Origin of the sequence: Paenibacillus sp. J23TS9, assembly GCF_018403225.1 — a bacterium.
In the GTDB taxonomy this organism is placed as follows: domain Bacteria; phylum Bacillota; class Bacilli; order Paenibacillales; family Paenibacillaceae; genus Paenibacillus_AQ.
In genome coordinates, this window is sequence record NZ_BOSG01000005.1 from 323,557 (window position 1) to 341,102 (window position 17,546).

Annotated in this window: 15 protein-coding genes, 1 tRNA gene and 1 pseudogene; 12 read left to right on the forward strand and 5 right to left on the reverse strand. The window is 48.7% G+C overall.

From position 1 onward, the window contains the following. The first annotated feature begins 99 nt into the window (after nt 1–99). The 4 genes from KJS65_RS25465 to lacZ all read left to right on the forward strand — a co-directional run bounded on the left by KJS65_RS25465 (nt 100) and on the right by lacZ (nt 6,342). On the forward strand, nt 100–1,401 hold the full coding sequence (locus KJS65_RS25465) for an ABC transporter substrate-binding protein (protein ID WP_213652612.1): 1,302 nt from the start codon (nt 100–102) through the stop codon (nt 1,399–1,401). A gap of 111 nt (nt 1,402–1,512) precedes the next feature. Further along, nucleotides 1,513–2,409: a carbohydrate ABC transporter permease gene (locus KJS65_RS25470; protein WP_213652613.1), complete on the forward strand. Its 897-nt coding sequence runs from the start codon at nt 1,513–1,515 to the stop codon at nt 2,407–2,409. Next, nucleotides 2,406–3,230: a carbohydrate ABC transporter permease gene (locus tag KJS65_RS25475; RefSeq protein WP_213652614.1), complete on the forward strand. Its 825-nt coding sequence runs from the start codon at nt 2,406–2,408 to the stop codon at nt 3,228–3,230. The genes KJS65_RS25470 and KJS65_RS25475 overlap by 4 nt, the downstream gene beginning before the upstream one ends. 43 nt (nt 3,231–3,273) lie before the next feature. Beyond that, nucleotides 3,274–6,342 (forward strand): beta-galactosidase, LacZ type, encoded by a 3,069-nt coding sequence (gene lacZ / locus KJS65_RS25480; protein ID WP_213652615.1) that lies wholly within the window; start codon nt 3,274–3,276, stop codon nt 6,340–6,342. Between the two features lie 97 nt (nt 6,343–6,439). Here lacZ and KJS65_RS25485 read toward each other — a convergent pair whose 3' ends face one another. Continuing rightward, nucleotides 6,440–7,237 (reverse strand): histidinol-phosphatase, encoded by a 798-nt coding sequence (locus tag KJS65_RS25485; RefSeq protein ID WP_213652616.1) that lies wholly within the window; start codon nt 7,235–7,237, stop codon nt 6,440–6,442. Between the two features lie 156 nt (nt 7,238–7,393). Here KJS65_RS25485 and KJS65_RS25490 point away from each other — a divergent pair, with 156 nt between their 5' ends. Together KJS65_RS25490 and fucU are read left to right on the forward strand one after the other, a co-directional pair. After that, nucleotides 7,394–8,239: an AraC family transcriptional regulator gene (locus KJS65_RS25490; protein WP_213652617.1), complete on the forward strand. Its 846-nt coding sequence runs from the start codon at nt 7,394–7,396 to the stop codon at nt 8,237–8,239. Between the two features lie 130 nt (nt 8,240–8,369). Then, a complete protein-coding gene (fucU, locus tag KJS65_RS25495) occupies nt 8,370–8,795 on the forward strand; it encodes an L-fucose mutarotase (protein WP_213652618.1) in 426 nt (141 codons plus the stop codon). A gap of 94 nt (nt 8,796–8,889) precedes the next feature. Here the strand turns inward: fucU and asnB are convergent, their stop codons facing one another. Continuing rightward, nucleotides 8,890–10,734, reverse strand: a complete 1,845-nt coding sequence (asnB, locus tag KJS65_RS25500) for an asparagine synthase (glutamine-hydrolyzing) (RefSeq protein WP_213652619.1) — start codon at nt 10,732–10,734, stop codon at nt 8,890–8,892. Nucleotides 10,735–11,027: 293 nt separating this feature from the next. On the opposite strand from asnB, the gene KJS65_RS30135 reads away from it, so the two are divergent. Continuing rightward, entirely contained in the window at nt 11,028–11,159 is a 132-nt protein-coding gene (locus tag KJS65_RS30135; protein ID WP_272915022.1) for a hypothetical protein, read from the forward strand. A gap of 74 nt (nt 11,160–11,233) precedes the next feature. On the opposite strand, the gene KJS65_RS25505 is transcribed toward KJS65_RS30135, so the two are convergent. After that, on the reverse strand, nt 11,234–11,527 hold the full coding sequence (locus KJS65_RS25505) for a magnetosome magnetite crystal formation protein family (protein ID WP_136608317.1): 294 nt from the start codon (nt 11,525–11,527) through the stop codon (nt 11,234–11,236). Between the two features lie 140 nt (nt 11,528–11,667). On the opposite strand from KJS65_RS25505, the gene KJS65_RS25510 reads away from it, so the two are divergent. Both KJS65_RS25510 and KJS65_RS25515 read left to right on the forward strand, forming a co-directional pair. Further along, nucleotides 11,668–11,741 (forward strand) — tRNA-Arg (locus tag KJS65_RS25510). A gap of 387 nt (nt 11,742–12,128) precedes the next feature. After that, nucleotides 12,129–12,881 carry a hypothetical protein gene (locus KJS65_RS25515; protein WP_213652620.1) on the forward strand — a complete coding sequence of 251 codons (753 nt, stop codon included), beginning with the start codon at nt 12,129–12,131 and terminating at the stop codon, nt 12,879–12,881. 189 nt (nt 12,882–13,070) lie between these two features. Here the strand turns inward: KJS65_RS25515 and KJS65_RS30340 are convergent. Further along, nucleotides 13,071–13,188: pseudogene (locus KJS65_RS30340) on the reverse strand (transposase); the annotation flags it as partial. A 250-nt stretch (nt 13,189–13,438) separates the two neighbouring features. Beyond that, nucleotides 13,439–14,350 carry a serine hydrolase domain-containing protein gene (locus tag KJS65_RS25520; protein WP_213652621.1) on the reverse strand — a complete coding sequence of 304 codons (912 nt, stop codon included), beginning with the start codon at nt 14,348–14,350 and terminating at the stop codon, nt 13,439–13,441. Between the two features lie 471 nt (nt 14,351–14,821). Between KJS65_RS25520 and KJS65_RS25525 the strand changes: the two genes are divergently transcribed. Genes KJS65_RS25525 through KJS65_RS25535 form a run of 3 tightly spaced genes read left to right on the forward strand, consistent with a single transcriptional unit; the run spans nt 14,822 to nt 17,483 of the window. Then, on the forward strand, nt 14,822–15,580 hold the full coding sequence (locus tag KJS65_RS25525; protein ID WP_213652622.1) for an alpha/beta hydrolase: 759 nt from the start codon (nt 14,822–14,824) through the stop codon (nt 15,578–15,580). Nucleotides 15,581–15,600: 20 nt separating this feature from the next. Then, complete coding sequence (locus tag KJS65_RS25530) at nt 15,601–16,560, forward strand: ABC transporter permease (protein WP_213652623.1); 960 nt, start codon at nt 15,601–15,603, stop codon at nt 16,558–16,560. Between the two features lie 17 nt (nt 16,561–16,577). Next, complete coding sequence (locus KJS65_RS25535; protein WP_213652624.1) at nt 16,578–17,483, forward strand: carbohydrate ABC transporter permease; 906 nt, start codon at nt 16,578–16,580, stop codon at nt 17,481–17,483. The last annotated feature ends 63 nt before the right edge of the window (nt 17,484–17,546 follow it).

Sequence of the window (17,546 nt, forward strand, 5' to 3'; positions counted from 1 at the left end):
GGTGCTACACTGATTTCAGACCTGGTGGTAAGCGCTTGCAGATACAACGAGCAGGCTGCCATACCGGGAAGACATGAACACATAAAAGGGGCTGAAACGATGAAAAAGGTTATGGTGTTATTGCTGACCTGTATGGTCCTGCTGACTGCCTGCTCCTCGGGTAGCAAAGATAAGGATCAAACGGCTTCCGGCGGCGAGGGCGATTCCAAAACCAAGGAAATCACCATTTGGGCTTGGGATCCGAAATTTAACATTGCGGCATTGAACATTGCCAAAGAGGCTTATAATGCGAAACATCCCGATGTCAAAGTTAACATTGTTGAATTCGCGCAGGCTGATATTATTCAAAAGCTGAACACCGGCCTCAACTCAGGCACGACCAAAGGTTTGCCAAATGCGGTGCTGATTGAGGATTACCGCGCGCAGGGTTTCCTCCAGGCTTACCCGGATTCTTTTGCGGATCTGACCGGTAAAATCAAGCCTGAAGACTTCGCCGATTACAAGATCGGCACGACCAGCTATGATGGCAAACAATACGGCGTTCCATTTGACACCGGCGTTGCCGGACTCTATATCCGTAAGGATTACATCGAGCAGGCCGGTTACAAGCTGGATGATCTGAAGGACATGGACTGGAAGCAGTACATCGAGCTCGGCAAAAAGATCAAAGAAAAAACAGGCAAGGACATCATTTCGCTTGACCCGAACGATCTTGGAATCCTGCGCATGATGATCCAGTCTGCAGGGTCCTGGTATCTGAAGAGCGACGGCAAGACTCCTGATCTGAAGGACAATGCAGCACTGAAGGAAGCCTTCACGCTGTATAAAGAGCTTATGGAGTCCAACATCGTCAAAGTCAATGCGGATTGGAGCCAGTTTATTGCCTCGATTAATAACGGTGACGTAGCTACGGTTCCAACTGGTAACTGGATTACGCCTTCGGTCAAAGCAGAAGCCTCCCAGTCCGGCAAATGGGCGATCCTGCCGATGCCAAAACTGCCTGCTACGCCAAACTCCGTGCATGCAACGAACCTTGGCGGCAGCTCCTGGTATGTGATGAACATTCCTGGATCGGATACGGCTGCTGAGTTCCTTGCAGAAACCTTTGGTTCGAATGCGGATATGTACCAAACCCTGCTTACCAAAGTTGGCGCGATCGGTACGCTGAAAGCTGCTGCCGAAGGCGAGGCTTACACGAAGCCGGACGACTTCTTCGGAGGACAGCAGACCGTGAGTGATTTCTCTAAGTGGACAGCGGAAATTCCAAAGGTTAACTATGGCACTTCCACATATGCGATCGAGGATATTCTCGTGGTTGAAATGCAAAATTTCCTGAACGGTAAAAGCTTGGATCAAGTGCTGAGCGACGCTCAGTCTCAGGCCGAAGCACAAATCAAATAAGCGGCTGTCAGCTTGTTTCATAGCAGTTGGTGTAACCCCATGGGCGCTTTGGAGTCGCGGACAGCGAAAGCGTCCGGGGGTTATATTTTTGACCGAAAGGGGAATTGGACCATGTTGAAAACAGAGCGGCAGGGAGCCAGCATCCGTGCCAAAAACGCTTTTACGGGTTGGAGCTTCATCCTGATCGCGGTATTAATGATCGCTGCTTTTTACTTTTATCCCATGATCCAGGCGCTTATCCTGTCCTTTAAAACCGGCAGGGGAATCAATCTTTCTTATACGGGTTGGTCGAACTATGAGCGGCTGCTCACGGACAAAACCTTTTTCACGGCACTCAAAAACACGTTTATCTACTTGATCGTGCAGGTGCCGATTATGATAATTCTGGCGCTGTTTATCTCGGTGCTGCTGAATGACAGCAATCTGAAATTCCGCGGTTTTTTCCGGACGGCAATCTTCCTGCCTTGCGTCACCTCACTGGTTGCTTATTCCGTCGTATTCAAATATCTGTTTGGAACGAGCGGATTGATCAACACCATGCTGATGAAATTGTCCATTATCGGGGCACCCATCGAATGGATCACCGATCCGTTCTGGGCAAAAATCACAATCATTATCGCCATTACATGGCGCTGGACCGGCTATAATATGATCTTTTATTTGTCGGCACTCCAGAATATTGACAGCTCGATCTACGAAGCGGCGCGGATTGATGGAGCGTCCTCCGTTAAGCAATTTTTCAAAATTACCATTCCGATGCTGAAGCCGATTATTTTGTTTACATCCATTACATCGACGATCGGAACGCTGCAGCTGTTTGACGAAGTATTGAATATTACGAAAGGCGGTCCGGGCAATTCGACCCTTTCGATTTCGCAGTATATATATAATTTATCCTTCAAGTACACCGCGGACTTTGGTTATGCGGCAACGGTCTCCTATTCCATCGTCATTATCATCATTGTGCTTTCGTTGATTCAATTCAGAGTGGCAGGTGATCGGAAATGAAGAAGTCCAAACGGATTTTTACGTATGTGTTTCTAAGCATTGCCTCGATTATATCCATATTTCCTTTTCTATGGATGGTGGTCAGCGCGACCAATAAATCGGTCGACGTTACCAAAGGACGGCTGCTGCCCGGCAGTCATTTAATTCAAAATTTCAAGAATTTGCTGGATACAACCGACCTGGGCACCGCGCTGTGGAATTCCGCCAAAATTTCGGTGATTACCACGGTGCTTGCCATCATCATTGCCTCTTTGGCGGGATATGGCTTTGAAATTTTTCGCAGTAAGGTCAAGGACGCCGTGTTTAATGTATTGCTGCTGTCGATGATGATTCCATTTGCGGCTTTGATGGTGCCGCTGTACCGGATGTTCGCCGATGTGTCCAATGCAGCGCCGTTTTTTGGCATCGATTCCAAAGCAGCGGTGATGCTGCCGACTGTTACGACGGCTTTTTTGATCTTTTTTTTCCGGCAGAGCTCGAAGATGTTTCCGAAAGACATGATCGAGGCAGGCCGGATCGACGGCCTGAGCGAAATCGGGATCTTCTTCCGGATCTTTATGCCAACCATGAAAACAACCTATGCAGCGGCAGGGATTATCACATTTATGTCCAGCTGGAATAACTACCTCTGGCCGCTGATTGTGCTGCAGTCACCGCAGCAGAAAACCATCCCGCTGCTGATCTCGAATCTGGGATCGGGATATGCACCGGATTACGGCATCATCATGCTGGCCATTGTAATTGCCACGCTGCCAACCGCACTCGTGTTTTTCCTGATGCAGAAGCATTTCGTAGCAGGTATGATGGGCTCTGTAAAATAGGAATTTTCTCCACAGAACATATATATAACAGGAGCGATGCTATATGAAACGGGAACAACCCAGCCTGGACTGGCTGAGCGACGTCAGCGTCTTCGCGGTCAACCGTCTGCCTGCGCACTCGGATCACCGCTACTACCGCACGGAAAGTGAAGCCCGTGAGCGGGCGGACATGAGCCTGAGACATTCTTTGAACGGGACATGGAAATTTGCTTACTCGCCGCATCCGAACAGCCGCCCCGAGGGTTTTTATGAAGTGAGCCATCAGAGCGGGGGCTGGGATACAATCCAGGTACCGGGCCATATTCAGCTGCAGGGCTTTGCAAAACCGCAGTACGTAAATACGATGTATCCTTGGGATGGTCACGAGGAGCTGCGTCCGCCACAGCTTCCGCAGACACGAAATCCGGTAGGCAGCTACATCAAGGAGTTTGAATTGCCTTCAGCGCTGCTTAACCAGCCGGTATATGTCTCCTTTCAGGGCGTGGAGTCTGCATTCTATGTGTGGCTAAACGGACAGTTTGTCGGTTATAGCGAAGACAGCTTTACACCTGCTGAATTTGATCTGACGCCCTTTATAGAGCAAGGACAGAACAAGCTGGCCGTTGAAGTATATCAGCGCAGTACGGGAAGCTGGATCGAGGATCAGGATTTTTGGCGGTTCTCCGGTATCTTCCGTGATGTGTATTTATTTACGGTGCCGAAGCTGCATGTGAGGGATTTATTTGTCCGTACTGAACTCGACTCGCAGTATCAACAAGGTCTCCTAAGTGTTGATGTGCAGGTGCAGGGAGAAGATCTTGGACATGCCGAAGCTGTTCTGATCGACCCGGACGGGGTGGAAGCAGGGCGCGCGCGGTTGGATCAGGCGAATGACGGCGGGAAAGAGCTGAGTTTGTCGGTTGAGCTCGCTGCGGCGGATACCCGTCTTTGGAGTGCGGAGCTTCCGGAGCTGTATACGCTGCTGATCTTCCTTTATGATGACGAAGGCCAATTGATCGAAGTAACTCCGCAGCAGGTCGGCTTCCGCAAATTTGAGTTGATTGACCGCGTTATGCGCCTGAACGGTAAACGGATGGTCTTCAAAGGGGTAAACCGGCATGAATTCAACTGCCGCCGCGGACGCGCCATTACAAAAGAAGATATGCTCTTTGACATTCGCACGCTGAAACAAAACAATATCAATGCGGTCCGTACTTCACATTATCCGAACCAAACCCTGTGGTACGAGCTATGCGACCAATATGGCATCTATGTTATCGATGAGATGAATCTGGAAAGCCATGGATCCTGGCAGAAGATGGGGGCGATTGAGCCGTCTTGGGTCGTTCCGGGCGACCGTCCGGAATGGAAGGATATCGTGATGGACCGCGCCGTTTCCATGCTGGAGCGCGATAAGAATCATCCCTCGATCCTGATCTGGTCCTGCGGCAACGAATCTTTTGGCGGTGAAGTCATTTATCAGGTATCTGAATATTTTCGGAATACCGACCCGGGCCGTCTCGTGCATTATGAAGGGGTATTTAACGACCGCAGATTTAATGATACGAGCGACATGGAGAGCCGGATGTACGCTAAGCCGGTCGATATAGAGGCCTATTTGAACAGCAACCCGGCCAAACCGTATATTTCTTGCGAATATATGCATGCCATGGGCAATTCCCTTGGCGGAATGCATAAGTATACGGAGCTGGAAGCGAAGTACCCCATGTACCAGGGCGGATTTATTTGGGATTATATCGATCAAGCTCTGCTGACGGAAGACAGCCATGGCAAGCCTTATCTGGCCTACGGAGGGGACTTTGACGACCGCCCGACCGATTATAATTTCTGTGGTAATGGTATTGTGTATGCTGACCGCAAGTGGTCGCCCAAGATGCAGGAGGTCAAGTTCCTATACCAAAATGTGAAGCTGATTCCGGCTCGTGACAGCTTGACGATCGTGAACGAAAGTTTGTTTACCGGCATGGATGCGTATGATCTGGAATGCGTATTGTACCGCGACGGAGAAGAAGTCAATCGTACCTGGCTTCCGGCCAATACAGCGCCACTAAGTAAGCAAACACTGCCGCTTGGACTGGCAGATGAGGAGCAGACTGCGGGCGAATACTGCATTCAGGCCTCCCTGAAGCTGAAAGAACGTACGCTTTGGGCTGAGCAGGGACATGAAGTCGCATTCGGTCAGCATGTATTTATCATCGAAAAGCGGGCTATGGGGGAGACAGCAGAGGCTAGAAGCCCACATGGGCTCGAAGTCGTTCGCGGAGACGTGAATATCGGCGTTCATGGTCGTGACTTCTCGGTTATTTTCTCGAAGCAGGCGGGAACTCTGGTGTCCCTGAACTATGCCGGAAGGGAAATGATTTCGCTTCCTCCGCAGCCGCTCTTCTGGCGTGCAACGACGGACAATGACCGCGGAACGGCTATGGATTTCCATGCCGCAGGCTGGTACGCAGCAAGCCTTGCACCGAAATGCACGAATGTATCGATCCTTGAAGATGATTCCAGTGTGAGCGTCCTCTTCACCTATAAACTGAGTATCAGCAGAGAAGTCGGAACAGCCGTCCGGTACACGGTGTTTCCGGATGGAAGCATCCGCGTGCAATCGGAGTATAAAGGTGCAGCAGATTTGCCCGATATGCCAATCTTTGCACTATGCTTCAAGATTCCAGCGCGCTTTAACAAGCTGAAGTGGCTCGCCATGGGACCGGAAGAGAACTACAGCGATCGCTGTTTAGGCGCAAGGCTCGGTTTGTTCGAGACAGAAGCTGCCGTCAGCGACGCAGGCTACCTGGTTCCTCAGGAATCAGGCAACCGCACGGGAGTCCGCAGCGTTCGCATCGTGGATGAAGAAGGAGCCGGACTGTTCGTTAAGGCCCCTATGGGGCAGCCCGTGGAATCCCGGATTTCGCCATACACCGCTTTTGAGCTTGAGCATGCACGACATCGCTTTGAGCTGCCGCCGGTTCATTACACGGTTGTGACCATAGCCTGCCGCCAGATGGGCGTTGGCGGAGATGACAGCTGGGGAGCGCCTGTACATGAGGAGTACCATATACCTGCTGATCAGGACATGAAGTTTGAATTTTGGCTTCAGGCGGAAAATTTGATTTAAGCATAAACTGAGTACCACGCAGAGATAACCCGGCAAGCTTCAGCCTGCCGGGTTCTTTTTTTGATATGGAATGAGAGCTGCTTATTGTTTGTAGAAGCTACACTTGTAATGGCAGCATAATCCGCTCCCGGTTTTTAAAAATAGCCCATTCCCGGTACCCGATTTCTATAAGATGCTTCCGGATTTCATTAAAATACTCGCCGACGCTGGAAGGCTCATGCGCATCGGAACCGAAGGTAACTTTGACGCCAAAATGCAATGCCCGCTCCAGAAGCCAACCATCCGGAACCCAAAGCTCATCGGATGAATTGATCTCAATCACGATGTCATGTGCGGCAATGGTGCTCAAGGTGTAATCTGCCATCTCCGTCCGCAGCTTGTCATATCCGGGGAAATAGCGATTCAGCGCATCGACATGTCCTAAAATATCATAGAGCCCGGATTTGGCGGACTGTGCAATATAGCTGTAATAGCTGTTTTTTAATTCAAGTTTGCCTTCCGGCGAAAGCTGTTCCCAATGTCTGGTATCATAGAGGCTCACACCGTCAAAATCATGTACGGAGCCGATGATGTAATCAAAAGGATAGGCATGTAAAATACTGCGGTACAAATCCACATGATCGGGAAGAAAATCGGCTTCCACGCCGAGAAAAACTTCAATTTGCCCGGCAAACTCCTGTTTCAGGGCGAGCACTTCACGGATGTATTCAGGAAACTCGCTTTTGGCCATACTGGCTTCGGGAGAGGGATGGTCGTCTGTCTCCGCGAACAAAGGCGTATGGTCGGAGATGCCGATATACGGCATGCCCTTTTCTACAGCGGCGTTGATATAGTCACGAATGGAACCGTGCGCGTGTCCGCAGCGGTTGTGATGCGTATGCAGGTCAAATGTCATGGGAGATCCTCCAAACCCTCGGTCTTTTTTAGCTTGCAACCCACTATACCGCATGATAAGATCACAATCATTACATATAGGATTATATTTGGGGTATTTTCTACATATCTTATCATTTGTTTTGCGAATCGGGTTAGCAGAAGGGACGGAAATGGAATGGAAACGAATTTCTATGAAGCTTCCACATTTTATATTGACCGGGAGCGGAAATTTCAGTCCAGTATGCCCACACATCACTATCACAACGGATACGAAATTTTCTATCTGGTTTCCGGTGATATTTGTTATTTTATCGATGATAAAGCCTATCAAGCGGTCAGTGGAGCGCTTCTCATCATCAATATGAACGAAATTCACAAGCTGATCAATTCCAGCGGAGCAACCTTTGAGCGGATCACACTGGAGTTCAAGAAGGAATTTCTGGACGATTTGTTTGCTGGGGGCTTGGCTGTCGATGTGATGTCGAGCTTCTGCGAGGGACGTCCTTTTGTTAAACTGACGGGTCAGGAGATGAGCTTCGTGGAGAGGTTGCTTGAACAAATGATCCATGAATTCACAAAAATGCCGACAGGGTATGAGCCACATCTCAAAACGCTCCTGTTCCAGCTGCTGCTGTTCATCCACCGTAAAATGTCCGCCGCTCCTGCTTCAGAACAGACGGTGATTAGCTCAATTCACAAAAAAACGTTTGAAATCGTTGATTATATAAACCGGAATTATGACCAAAAGCTGAGTATCGAGCAGATTTCGGGACGCTTTTATATCAGCCCTTCTTATTTTTGCAAAACATTCCGCAAAAGCACGGGATTTACCTTTACCGAGTATTTGAACAATGTACGCGTCAAGGAGGCAAAAATACTCCTGACCCGTGGCAGCGACAAGGTGGCGAACATCGCGGAGAGGGTCGGATTTGAAAGCCTGACCCATTTCGGGCGTATTTTCAAGGAGTTTACTGGCTTGCCGCCGTTGAAGTACCGCCAGCAATACAAATCACCACTATAGAGATACGGGATCTATTGGCAGAGTGAAGCGCTGATAGATGTTTTCTTGCACTTCAGGAGGATTGCTCCGCATGATGTCGTAATTAGTAGAGAACGCCGATATAGTGTGGATACTTAAAGGAGGTTTCAAGATGCTGAAAGGTATTTCCCCCTTACTATCGCCCGAGCTGCTGAAGATCCTGTGCGAGATGGGCCATGGGGATGAGATCGTATTTGCCGACGCGAATTTCCCCGCCGTTTCGATGGCGCAAAGATTGGTCCGGGCCGATGGCCACGGAATTCCCGAGCTGCTGGAGGCTGCGCTTGACCTGTTCCCGCTAAATAGTTATGTAACCCACCCGGTAATGCTGATGCAGGTTATGCCTGGAGATCCGGTGGAAACGCCGGTTTGGGATGTGTACCGCAGTTTGGTGGATAAAGCGGAAGAAGGCATTGAATTTGCAGAAATTGAACGCTTTGAATTTTATGAGCGTGCCCAAAAAGCCTATGCTGTGGTTGCGACCGGAGAGAAAGCTTTGTACGGCAATTTAATCTTGTCCAAGGGCGTTATTGCATAATCTATAAACCCATCGGTCGTACATCCTTAAGAACGTATCATAAGTGAAAGCCCGTTTCGAGGAAACGGGCTTTTTTTTGTGCTGAAACTGCAGTTTATTTAATGGCGATATTATAGGTTCTTAACCAGTTGTTGACTTGAGCGAGATAAGCAAAAAGCTGCGGTCCGGACATCAGCTGGCCAAACCAAGGCAGGTTGGAGGATGCCTCAGGAGAGGCAGCAATCTCAAGAATTTTCTCCTGGTTGATGAGCGGAAGAATGGGGGAAGAGGAGTCATCGAGAATGGCAAGCATCTGCGATTTGACGGCAGCAAGAAAATCGGGGTTATGGGTTTTGGGATAAGGGCTTTTCTTGCGGTACAGAACTTCATCCGGCAGAACGCCTTCCAACGCCTTGCGCAGAATGCCTTTTTCCCGGCCGCCGGTCATTTTCATTTCCCAGGGGATATTCCATACATACTGCACGAGGCGGTGGTCGCAAAAAGGAACACGGACTTCCAGGCCGACCCCCATGCTCATGCGGTCCTTGCGATCCAGCAGCGTTGGCATGAAGCGGGTAATATTCAGATAGGACATCACGCGCATTTGTGCCTGCTTGCCATTCTCACCACGGAGCTTAGGTACCTCTCGAACGGCTTCGGCATAGCGGTCGCCAAGATAATCAATCGGTCGCGTCCATTCCCGGATTTCGGGAGAGAGCAGGCTTGCACGCATTTCAGAAGCCACAGCCCAGGGGAAGGTGCCGGAGTTCAGCATTTCTTCCCGGTGAAACCATGGATATCCGCCGAATATTTCGTCGGCAGCTTCTCCGGATACAGCCACGGTGGCACCTTTCTTGATCTCCCGGCAAAAGAGATAAAGGGAGCCGTCCACGTCCGCCATCCCGGGCAGATCACGCGTCAGAGTGGAATCGTTCAGTGACTCAATCAGCTCCGGTGTATCAAATTCGATATAGTGATGATTGGTTCCCAGTTCTTCGACCATCCGGCGAATCCAAGGCGCATCGGCTCCGGGCTGGAAAGCATGGGATTTGAAATGTTTATCATTGCCGACGTAATCCACCGAGTAGGTGTCCATCTGTCCCTGCCCGGTACGGTTATAATACTGCACGGCAAGAGCAGTTAAGGCGCTGGAATCCAGCCCGCCGGAAAGCAGCGTGCAGACAGGGACGTCGGAAACGAGCTGTCGCTCCAGCGTATCTTGCAGCAGCTCCCTGAGCTGTGCAGCCGTCGCTTCGGTATTGTCCTCATGCAGATGGCTGTCGAGCTTCCAGTATGCGTAGCTTCTAAGACCGCTGCGGCTGAAAATCATGGCATGCCCTGCGCGCAGCTCTTTGATATCGCGGTAAACTCCCTGTCCCGGTGTACGCGCCGGACCGATAATAAAGATTTCAGCCAATCCTTCCGCGCCTACAACCGGCTCCACTTTCGGATGCTGGAGCAACGCCTTAGGTTCGGAGCCGAAGACCAGGGTGCCCCCGATCATGCTGTAAAAGAAGGGCTTTACACCAAGCCGGTCACGCGCCATAAATACCTGTTCACGCACGCTGTCCCAGATGGCAAATGCGAAGATGCCGTTAAATTTATCGACACATGCAGGTCCCCATTCGATGTAGGAGACCAAAAGCACCTCCGTATCGCAATTCGTCCGGAAGTGATGTCCTCTTTTCAGCAGCTCCCGTTTGAGTTCCGCCGCGTTATACAACTCCCCGTTATATACTATGGTGTATAGATCCTCATCATCGTATACAAGCATGGGCTGTGCCCCGTTTTCCGGATCGATGACGCTAAGCCTCCGATGACCGAAGGCGCATGGATTGGAGATCCATGTTCCGTATGCATCTGGTCCCCTTTGGGTCAAGGTTTCCGTCATCTTAACGAGTGTCTTCGAATCCTGCGTCAAATCGCCACTCCATTGAACAAAACCAGTTATTCCGCACATGACGGCTCATCCTTTCTTTGTCGTTTATCCACCTGTTATCCTTCCTTATCAGGAATTTGCCTAATTTTCATTTGTCAAAGTGATACAGTTATATGCCGAAGAAGGGCATAAAATGTCTGTCCTTTAACGAAGACTACAGGGGATAACTTGTCACAAGAAGGGGGATGCTGTCATGGAAAAGGATAATGTCTGCGCTTTCCTTCACTTGTGTAACGCTGTAAGCTCAGCCATTAATTGAAGCTTATATCTGCCCCTTTTGCTTCCCATACTATATAGCAGGGGGGTGAGCGAAAGTGGCGTTCACGTATAAAAAGACGAAAGGCAACAAGTATGCCCACCAAACTGAATTTGCCGAGGAAGTCCTGAGCAAGAACGACAGAAATATGGCTGTTCCGCAAAGCCCAAGACGTTTTGGCAATAAATAAGTAACCCCTGCAGTGAAAAACCTCCGGAAGCCGGAGGTTTTCATTACATATAATGGAGGAGATATTTTTTGAATCTAAGCATATTCGCGCAAAACCTGAATGCCTTTAACAATATTGTAAATAAAGGTTCCGAAATAAATGATTACGAAGAGGAGAATATAGCCGAGAACCGAACCCGGGTGGTTGGCTCCAAATGTTAATATAAGCAGCGGAACCGCAGCGATGAAGGGCAGTATATGCGAGATCAGCGCACGTTTCGAATGCATGGCCACATATGGGTCTCTGGATGCGATCCAGACAATGATGGGGAAAATAAACGGCGCGAAGAATATGCTGAAATAGGATAAGGCCGATAACAATTGACGCATGGCGCAAGCTCCTTTGCATTAGTGTTGGTGTTATCATATTACCCTGAGCATCTCCCGATGATTCATTATTTAAAATTTCCCTTTGAATTTTACGAAGAATGAGTTATAATAATAAACGCATCACTTTTCATACATATTAAGTCCCAGTAGCTCAGCTGGATAGAGCAACGGCCTTCTAAGCCGTCGGTCGGGGGTTCGAATCCCTCCTGGGACGTACAAAAAGCCACTCTTCGGAGTGGCTTTTTGCTTTATAGAGGGATGAGAACCCATCGGGGTTCGTCGAAGCATAAGCATCGTTAGCATTCGCTTCGCAGTCAGCCCGAAGGGGCTGTATCCCTCCTGGGACGTACAAAAAGCCACTCTTCGGAGTGGCCTTTTGCTTTATGGAGGGATGAGAACCCATCGGGGTTCGTCGAAGCATAAGTATCGTTAGCATTCGCTTCGCAGTCAGCCCGAAGGGCTGTATCCCTCCTGGGACGTACAAAAAGCCACTCTTCGGAGTGGCCTTTTTGCTTTATGGAGGGACTGGACCTTGGAAAATAAACTATAATACAATAAATAGAGAAACCCTAATTTACTCCAAACAATCCGGAGATGCCCTATGAAAAAAAGAATCGTCCTGCTTGTAACTGCTTGTACAATGGCTGTACTCATCATCGCTGGTATTCGTAATATACTTGCTCCTACCGCAAAACCAGCACAAAATACGACTGCCATTGAAAAAACTGAAATCACAACCGAAGCCATGCAGCAAGAAACATCAGATATACCAAGCATGTTAATCTTGAATGTTGAAGATAAAGATGTTGAAATACAGCTTAACAGCCTGCCAGAGCTTGCAGCCTATTTGCATGAACAGGAGGACAAGCCTGGTGAGATCGCAAGATTACGTACATATCCGGTGAAGAAGACAAGTGAGGAAAATTTGTTTGTGATCGGTTATGGCTGTGGGACTAAACTTTGCAGCGGTTTAGAGCTGGTCAAAGTGACAGATGGCAGAACAGAAGGGCTGCGTATGCCAAGCGGGTTATTCATCAACAGCGTTACGTCAAAAGACCAGAACAAAGCAATTTTTCAGTATGGATCAAGTGAGGGTGGCATGGTAACGCGCAGTTTTATTGCTGTAGTAGACCTGAGAACACTCTCGAAAATACCCTTCGAATCGTCAGAAATGGAGTCGTTATACAGCGAGCATCCGCTGGTTCCTATAACAGAAGTACTATGGACAGGAAGCCGGACCATTAAGCTGACGGTAGCGGATATCACTGCGACCGATTTTGCTTCTTTGGAGCAATGGTATGCATCTGATTCGCAAAAGGTAAAAGAAGTATTGATTGAGCTAAGAGATAGATAAGAAACTACTGAGTAGTTTGGAGATTATAAAAGGGGCTGTCTCATAAATGGATTTCCCACGACATAGACAGCCTAGTTTTATTTTAGGAACCGAAAAAACTCAACAAAGGAGCGATTCTTCCGTTATTGGAGAACCGTCCCGCTGAAAACGGAAACGATTAAGGGTACGGAAGTCTGGACGTTGCCGTCAAGCCAGCCAAATGAAGGGGACGTGTTCCCGGACGGCTTTGGCGATTTGTCTTGAGGAATAGATGCGCTGTGTGCTAGGCGTAGATAATGACTTTGGTGAGCGTTTCAGGATGGTAACTGGTCACGGTCGCCTTGGTCCCGGGTTTTCACCGTAAAGGAGAATGAAAAAAATCTGGAGAGCACAGCGATTGGAACAACGGTCCGTTTACGCAGCGTCCACCCCAAGTGCTAACGTACATCCTACTCCAAAAACAGGGGTGTCCCAAGCAGCCATTTCATGGCGGACACCCCCTTTGTATTTGAATCCTTAACTTCAAAGCAGCGAGCAGGCGAATCAATCCCCAAAAAGCGTTAAAATCTTGAGTCCTCCTACAATAGCGGCAAAATCTCCGCCCATACCGCATCCAGAATCCCCTGTATATCGTCTTCATAACTATTGATAGCAACGACTGCATCCTTGCCTGGGATGACTACACAGAGCTGCCCATGCGCTCCATCGGCGCGGTAGGCCTCATGCGTGCACATCCAGAACTGGCAGCCGTAGCCTTGGCTCCAATCCGGGCTCCCCTGATTGTCGATTTGCTTGCGGGTCACAAAGTCAATCCAATCCGCAGGCACAAGCTGCTTGCCATCCCACTGCCCCTTTTGCAAAAGCATCTGGCCGAAACGGCTTAGCTCTTCATTGCTGATTTCAAGCCCCGCACATCCGAGTGTTACGCCCAGAGGAGAAGTCTCCCAGTTCACATCCTGAATGCCAAGCGGCTCGAACAAGCGCGGAGTCAAATAGTCTTTCACGGTTTGGCCGACTGCAGCTTGCACTAAAGCAGAAATAATAAAGGTATCTCCACTGCTATAAGTAAAGATATCTCCTGGAGCTCTGTCCAATGGAAGTGACATATAATATTTAACCCAATCTTTCTCCTGGAGTGAGGCTCTTTCTTCAGCCCACAGCGGGGGAGAATCATGACCGGAGGACATCCGCAGCAGATTGTATAACGTAAGTCCGCCCGGACGAAGGTCCGGGTCGTCTGTCAAGCTCATCTGGGCATATTGCGGGAAGTACTCTTGAAGCTTTGTTTCGAGCGAGAGTTTCCCTTCTGCAATTGCCATCCCCACAGCCATGCAGGTAAAGGATTTGCTGACGGAATGCTGAAGCCGCCGCTCATCGCTGCTTAGATCCCACTTAGCGACAGAAGTTCCCTTTAGAAGCACACGCACAGAAAGAACATTTAATCCTTGCTGGGTAACGCGGTTAACAAATCCGTCTAGTGATATGAGCATAGATATGGCCTTCTTTCTATTGAATAGAAACGTTTCCATGATATTCTTATAAACTAGAATCTATTACAAATCGAATGGCATGTCAATTCGATAAAGTTTACCGCTTACAATTTGCATTAATAACAAAAAAAGGGTTATTTATTACCGAAAAGTGAACAATGCCTTATCCATTATTAGGTTTTTTGAAATGCTAGTTGACATGACTTGTCTCGAGGATTATGATGTTATCGAAACGATTCGAATGAATCGCTTACAATTAAATAATAAATACAATGTTTGTTATTCAATTCATGGAATGTATGGGCTTTAAAGCTATACAGAACAGGCTGTAAGGCAGAATTTAGGCGGAACGGTCTCTTTTTTTGGAAAAGAGAGAAACGTTTCGTTTCAACGCCGCGTCTGGATGGTATATAAATACCGATGAGGGCTCTGGAACTGTCTGGAAATTGTCTTAAATGAAAGGGGTTACATATGGCGCATATAACGATAGACACAGGATCGCCTACTTTAAGAATGACAACCAGTATCCATGTGATCTCCCCTGTTGATACCGGTATACCGACAAACAGCACACTTTATCTGCTGCACGGTGCAGGTGACAATGCGAGTACATGGCACCGCTTGACGACGGTAGAGCTATACGCTGCCAAGTACGGCTGCACTGTTATCATGCCGGAAGTGAACCGAAGCTATTACACGGATATGGAATATGGTCTCGATTACTTTTACTATGTGACACAAGAGCTTCCGGAAATTTGCGGACGTCTGTTCCGTTTGAATGATGATCCCAAAAAGACTTTTGTCGCGGGCTTGTCCATGGGTGGATACGGCGCAATGAAAGCTGCACTTACTTACCCGGACCGTTATGCCAAAGCCGTATCGCTATCCGGAGTTACCGATATCCAGCAGCGTCTTCGAGATCCGAATATGGAGCCGGGGATGGCTAAGGAAATGCAGGCGGTATTCGGAACAGAGCTGACCATCAAGCCGGATCAGGATTTGTACGCGCTTGCTGCGAAACTCATCGAAGAGGGCGGAGAACTGCCTCCGGTGCTTTGCTGCTGTGGAACCGAAGATCCGTTTATCGGGATGAATCGTGAGTTTGCAGCTTATATGCAGAAAACGCCGTTCGACTTCAAGTATGCGGAAGGCCCAGGAACGCATGATTGGCTTTTCTGGGAAGAGCATTTGAAGACGGCATTTGACTTCTTGTTTAACGAAAAGAATTAAGTAAAGTGAGGCGATGCACATTGAAACCCGCAGCCTTAGGGCCTGACAAAAGTTTAAAAGGGCGTTCGAAATCCAACCCCTGGTTCAAGGAAATCTGGAAGCACCGTATGACGTACACCCTGCTCGTTCCGGGACTGATCTGGCTGATCCTGTTTGCTTACCTGCCGATGGGCGGCCTGTCCTTAGCATTCAAGCATTACAGAGCCAACGATGGAATTTGGGGCAGTCCCTGGGTGGGATTTGAAAACTTCAAATATGTTTTCCGGGATCCAACCTTTGCACAGGCCGTGTGGAGAACCCTATACGTCAATATTATCAAACTCGTCATTACGTTCCCGTTCCCGATTATTCTAGCCTTAATGCTGAATGAGCTGCGGATGGGGCGCACGAAGAAATGGTTCCAAACTGTGTTTACGTTCCCGCAGTTTTTGTCCTGGATTATCGTTTCCGGGATTGTCATCAACGTCCTTTCTTATGATGGGTTGCTGAACAGCACGCTGTCGCTTATCGGGCTGCCGACCATTAACTTTTTGGGCTCGGAAAAAATGTTTCTCCCGATGCTGATTATGACGGATATCTGGAAGTCGACGGGCTGGGGCGCCATCATCTTCTTGGCCGCTATTTCCGGAATCGATCAGGACCAATATGAGTCGGCGCAGATTGATGGCGCTTCGCGTATGCAGCAAATTTTCAAGGTTACACTGCCTAACATTCTTCCTACCGTAACCGTGATGTTCATTCTGAATGTGGGCGGTCTGATGTCCGCCGGCTTCGACCAGATCTTTAACTTGGCGAATGCGGCAACGCAGAATGTATCTCAAGTGCTGGACGTGTACATTTACCGGATTACGTTTCAATCTTCGACGGACTTTTCGTTCTCGACGGCTGTCAGCTTGTTCCGATCGCTCGTGAATATGGTTCTGCTGCTGGCTGCTGACCGGATAGCTAAATGGATGGGTGGAGACGGTTTATTCCGATAGGAAGGGAGTGTTAATAGATGAGTACCACAGCAGTAAAAAAACAGCGTAAATACCGCGTAGGTAAAATGACTGTCCTGGATTATATCCTGATGGTTGTGCTGATTATTTTATCCTTAATGATTCTGATTCCGTTCTGGAACGTTATTATGATTTCATTTTCCTCGCAAAAGGAATACGCAGATAATCCAATGATGCTGTTTCCGAAACATCCGACACTCGATGCATACAAAGCACTGTTTCAGGATGGAAGGATTCTTACAGGCTTTTGGAATACGATCAAGGTTCTGGTCGTTGGACTGCCGCTCAGCTTGTTCCTGACCAGTACGATGGCTTATGGTCTGAGCCGCAACAAATTTCCGGGCAAAAAGCTCATCTTTTTCCTGGTTTTGTTCACGATGATATTCAACGGCGGTATCGTACCGCTCTACTTGGTTATGAAGTCGCTGCATTTGACCGGCTCACTGTGGTCCGTCATTTTGGTAGGCAGCTTCAGTGCTTTTAATATGATTCTGATGATGAATTACTTCCAGGGTCTGCCGGAATCGCTAATGGAATCCGCAAGACTGGACGGGGCTGGGGAATGGAAAATTCTCTTCTCCATCGTTCTTCCGCTGGCTGCGCCGATCATGGCTACAATAACGCTGTTCTACGGCGTTGCGTTCTGGAATGGATGGTATGATGCCATGATATTCCTCCGAAAGGCGGAAATGCTGCCGCTGCAAAACGTGCTGAGGACGATCATTGTCGAATCATCAACCAACGTGTCCAACGCATCGAGTGTGGATGCAATCGGTAAGACAGGCTTCTCGACGGGAATGAAAATGGCTTCGGTCTTCGTTTCGATGATACCGATCATGTGTTTCTTCCCAATGCTGCAAAAGCACTTCGCTAAAGGGGTGTTAACAGGGGCTATCAAGACCTGATTCACTATATAAAATGAGCTAGAGGTTTAATGAGGTTTAACTTGCTTCTCCTTGATTTCATGA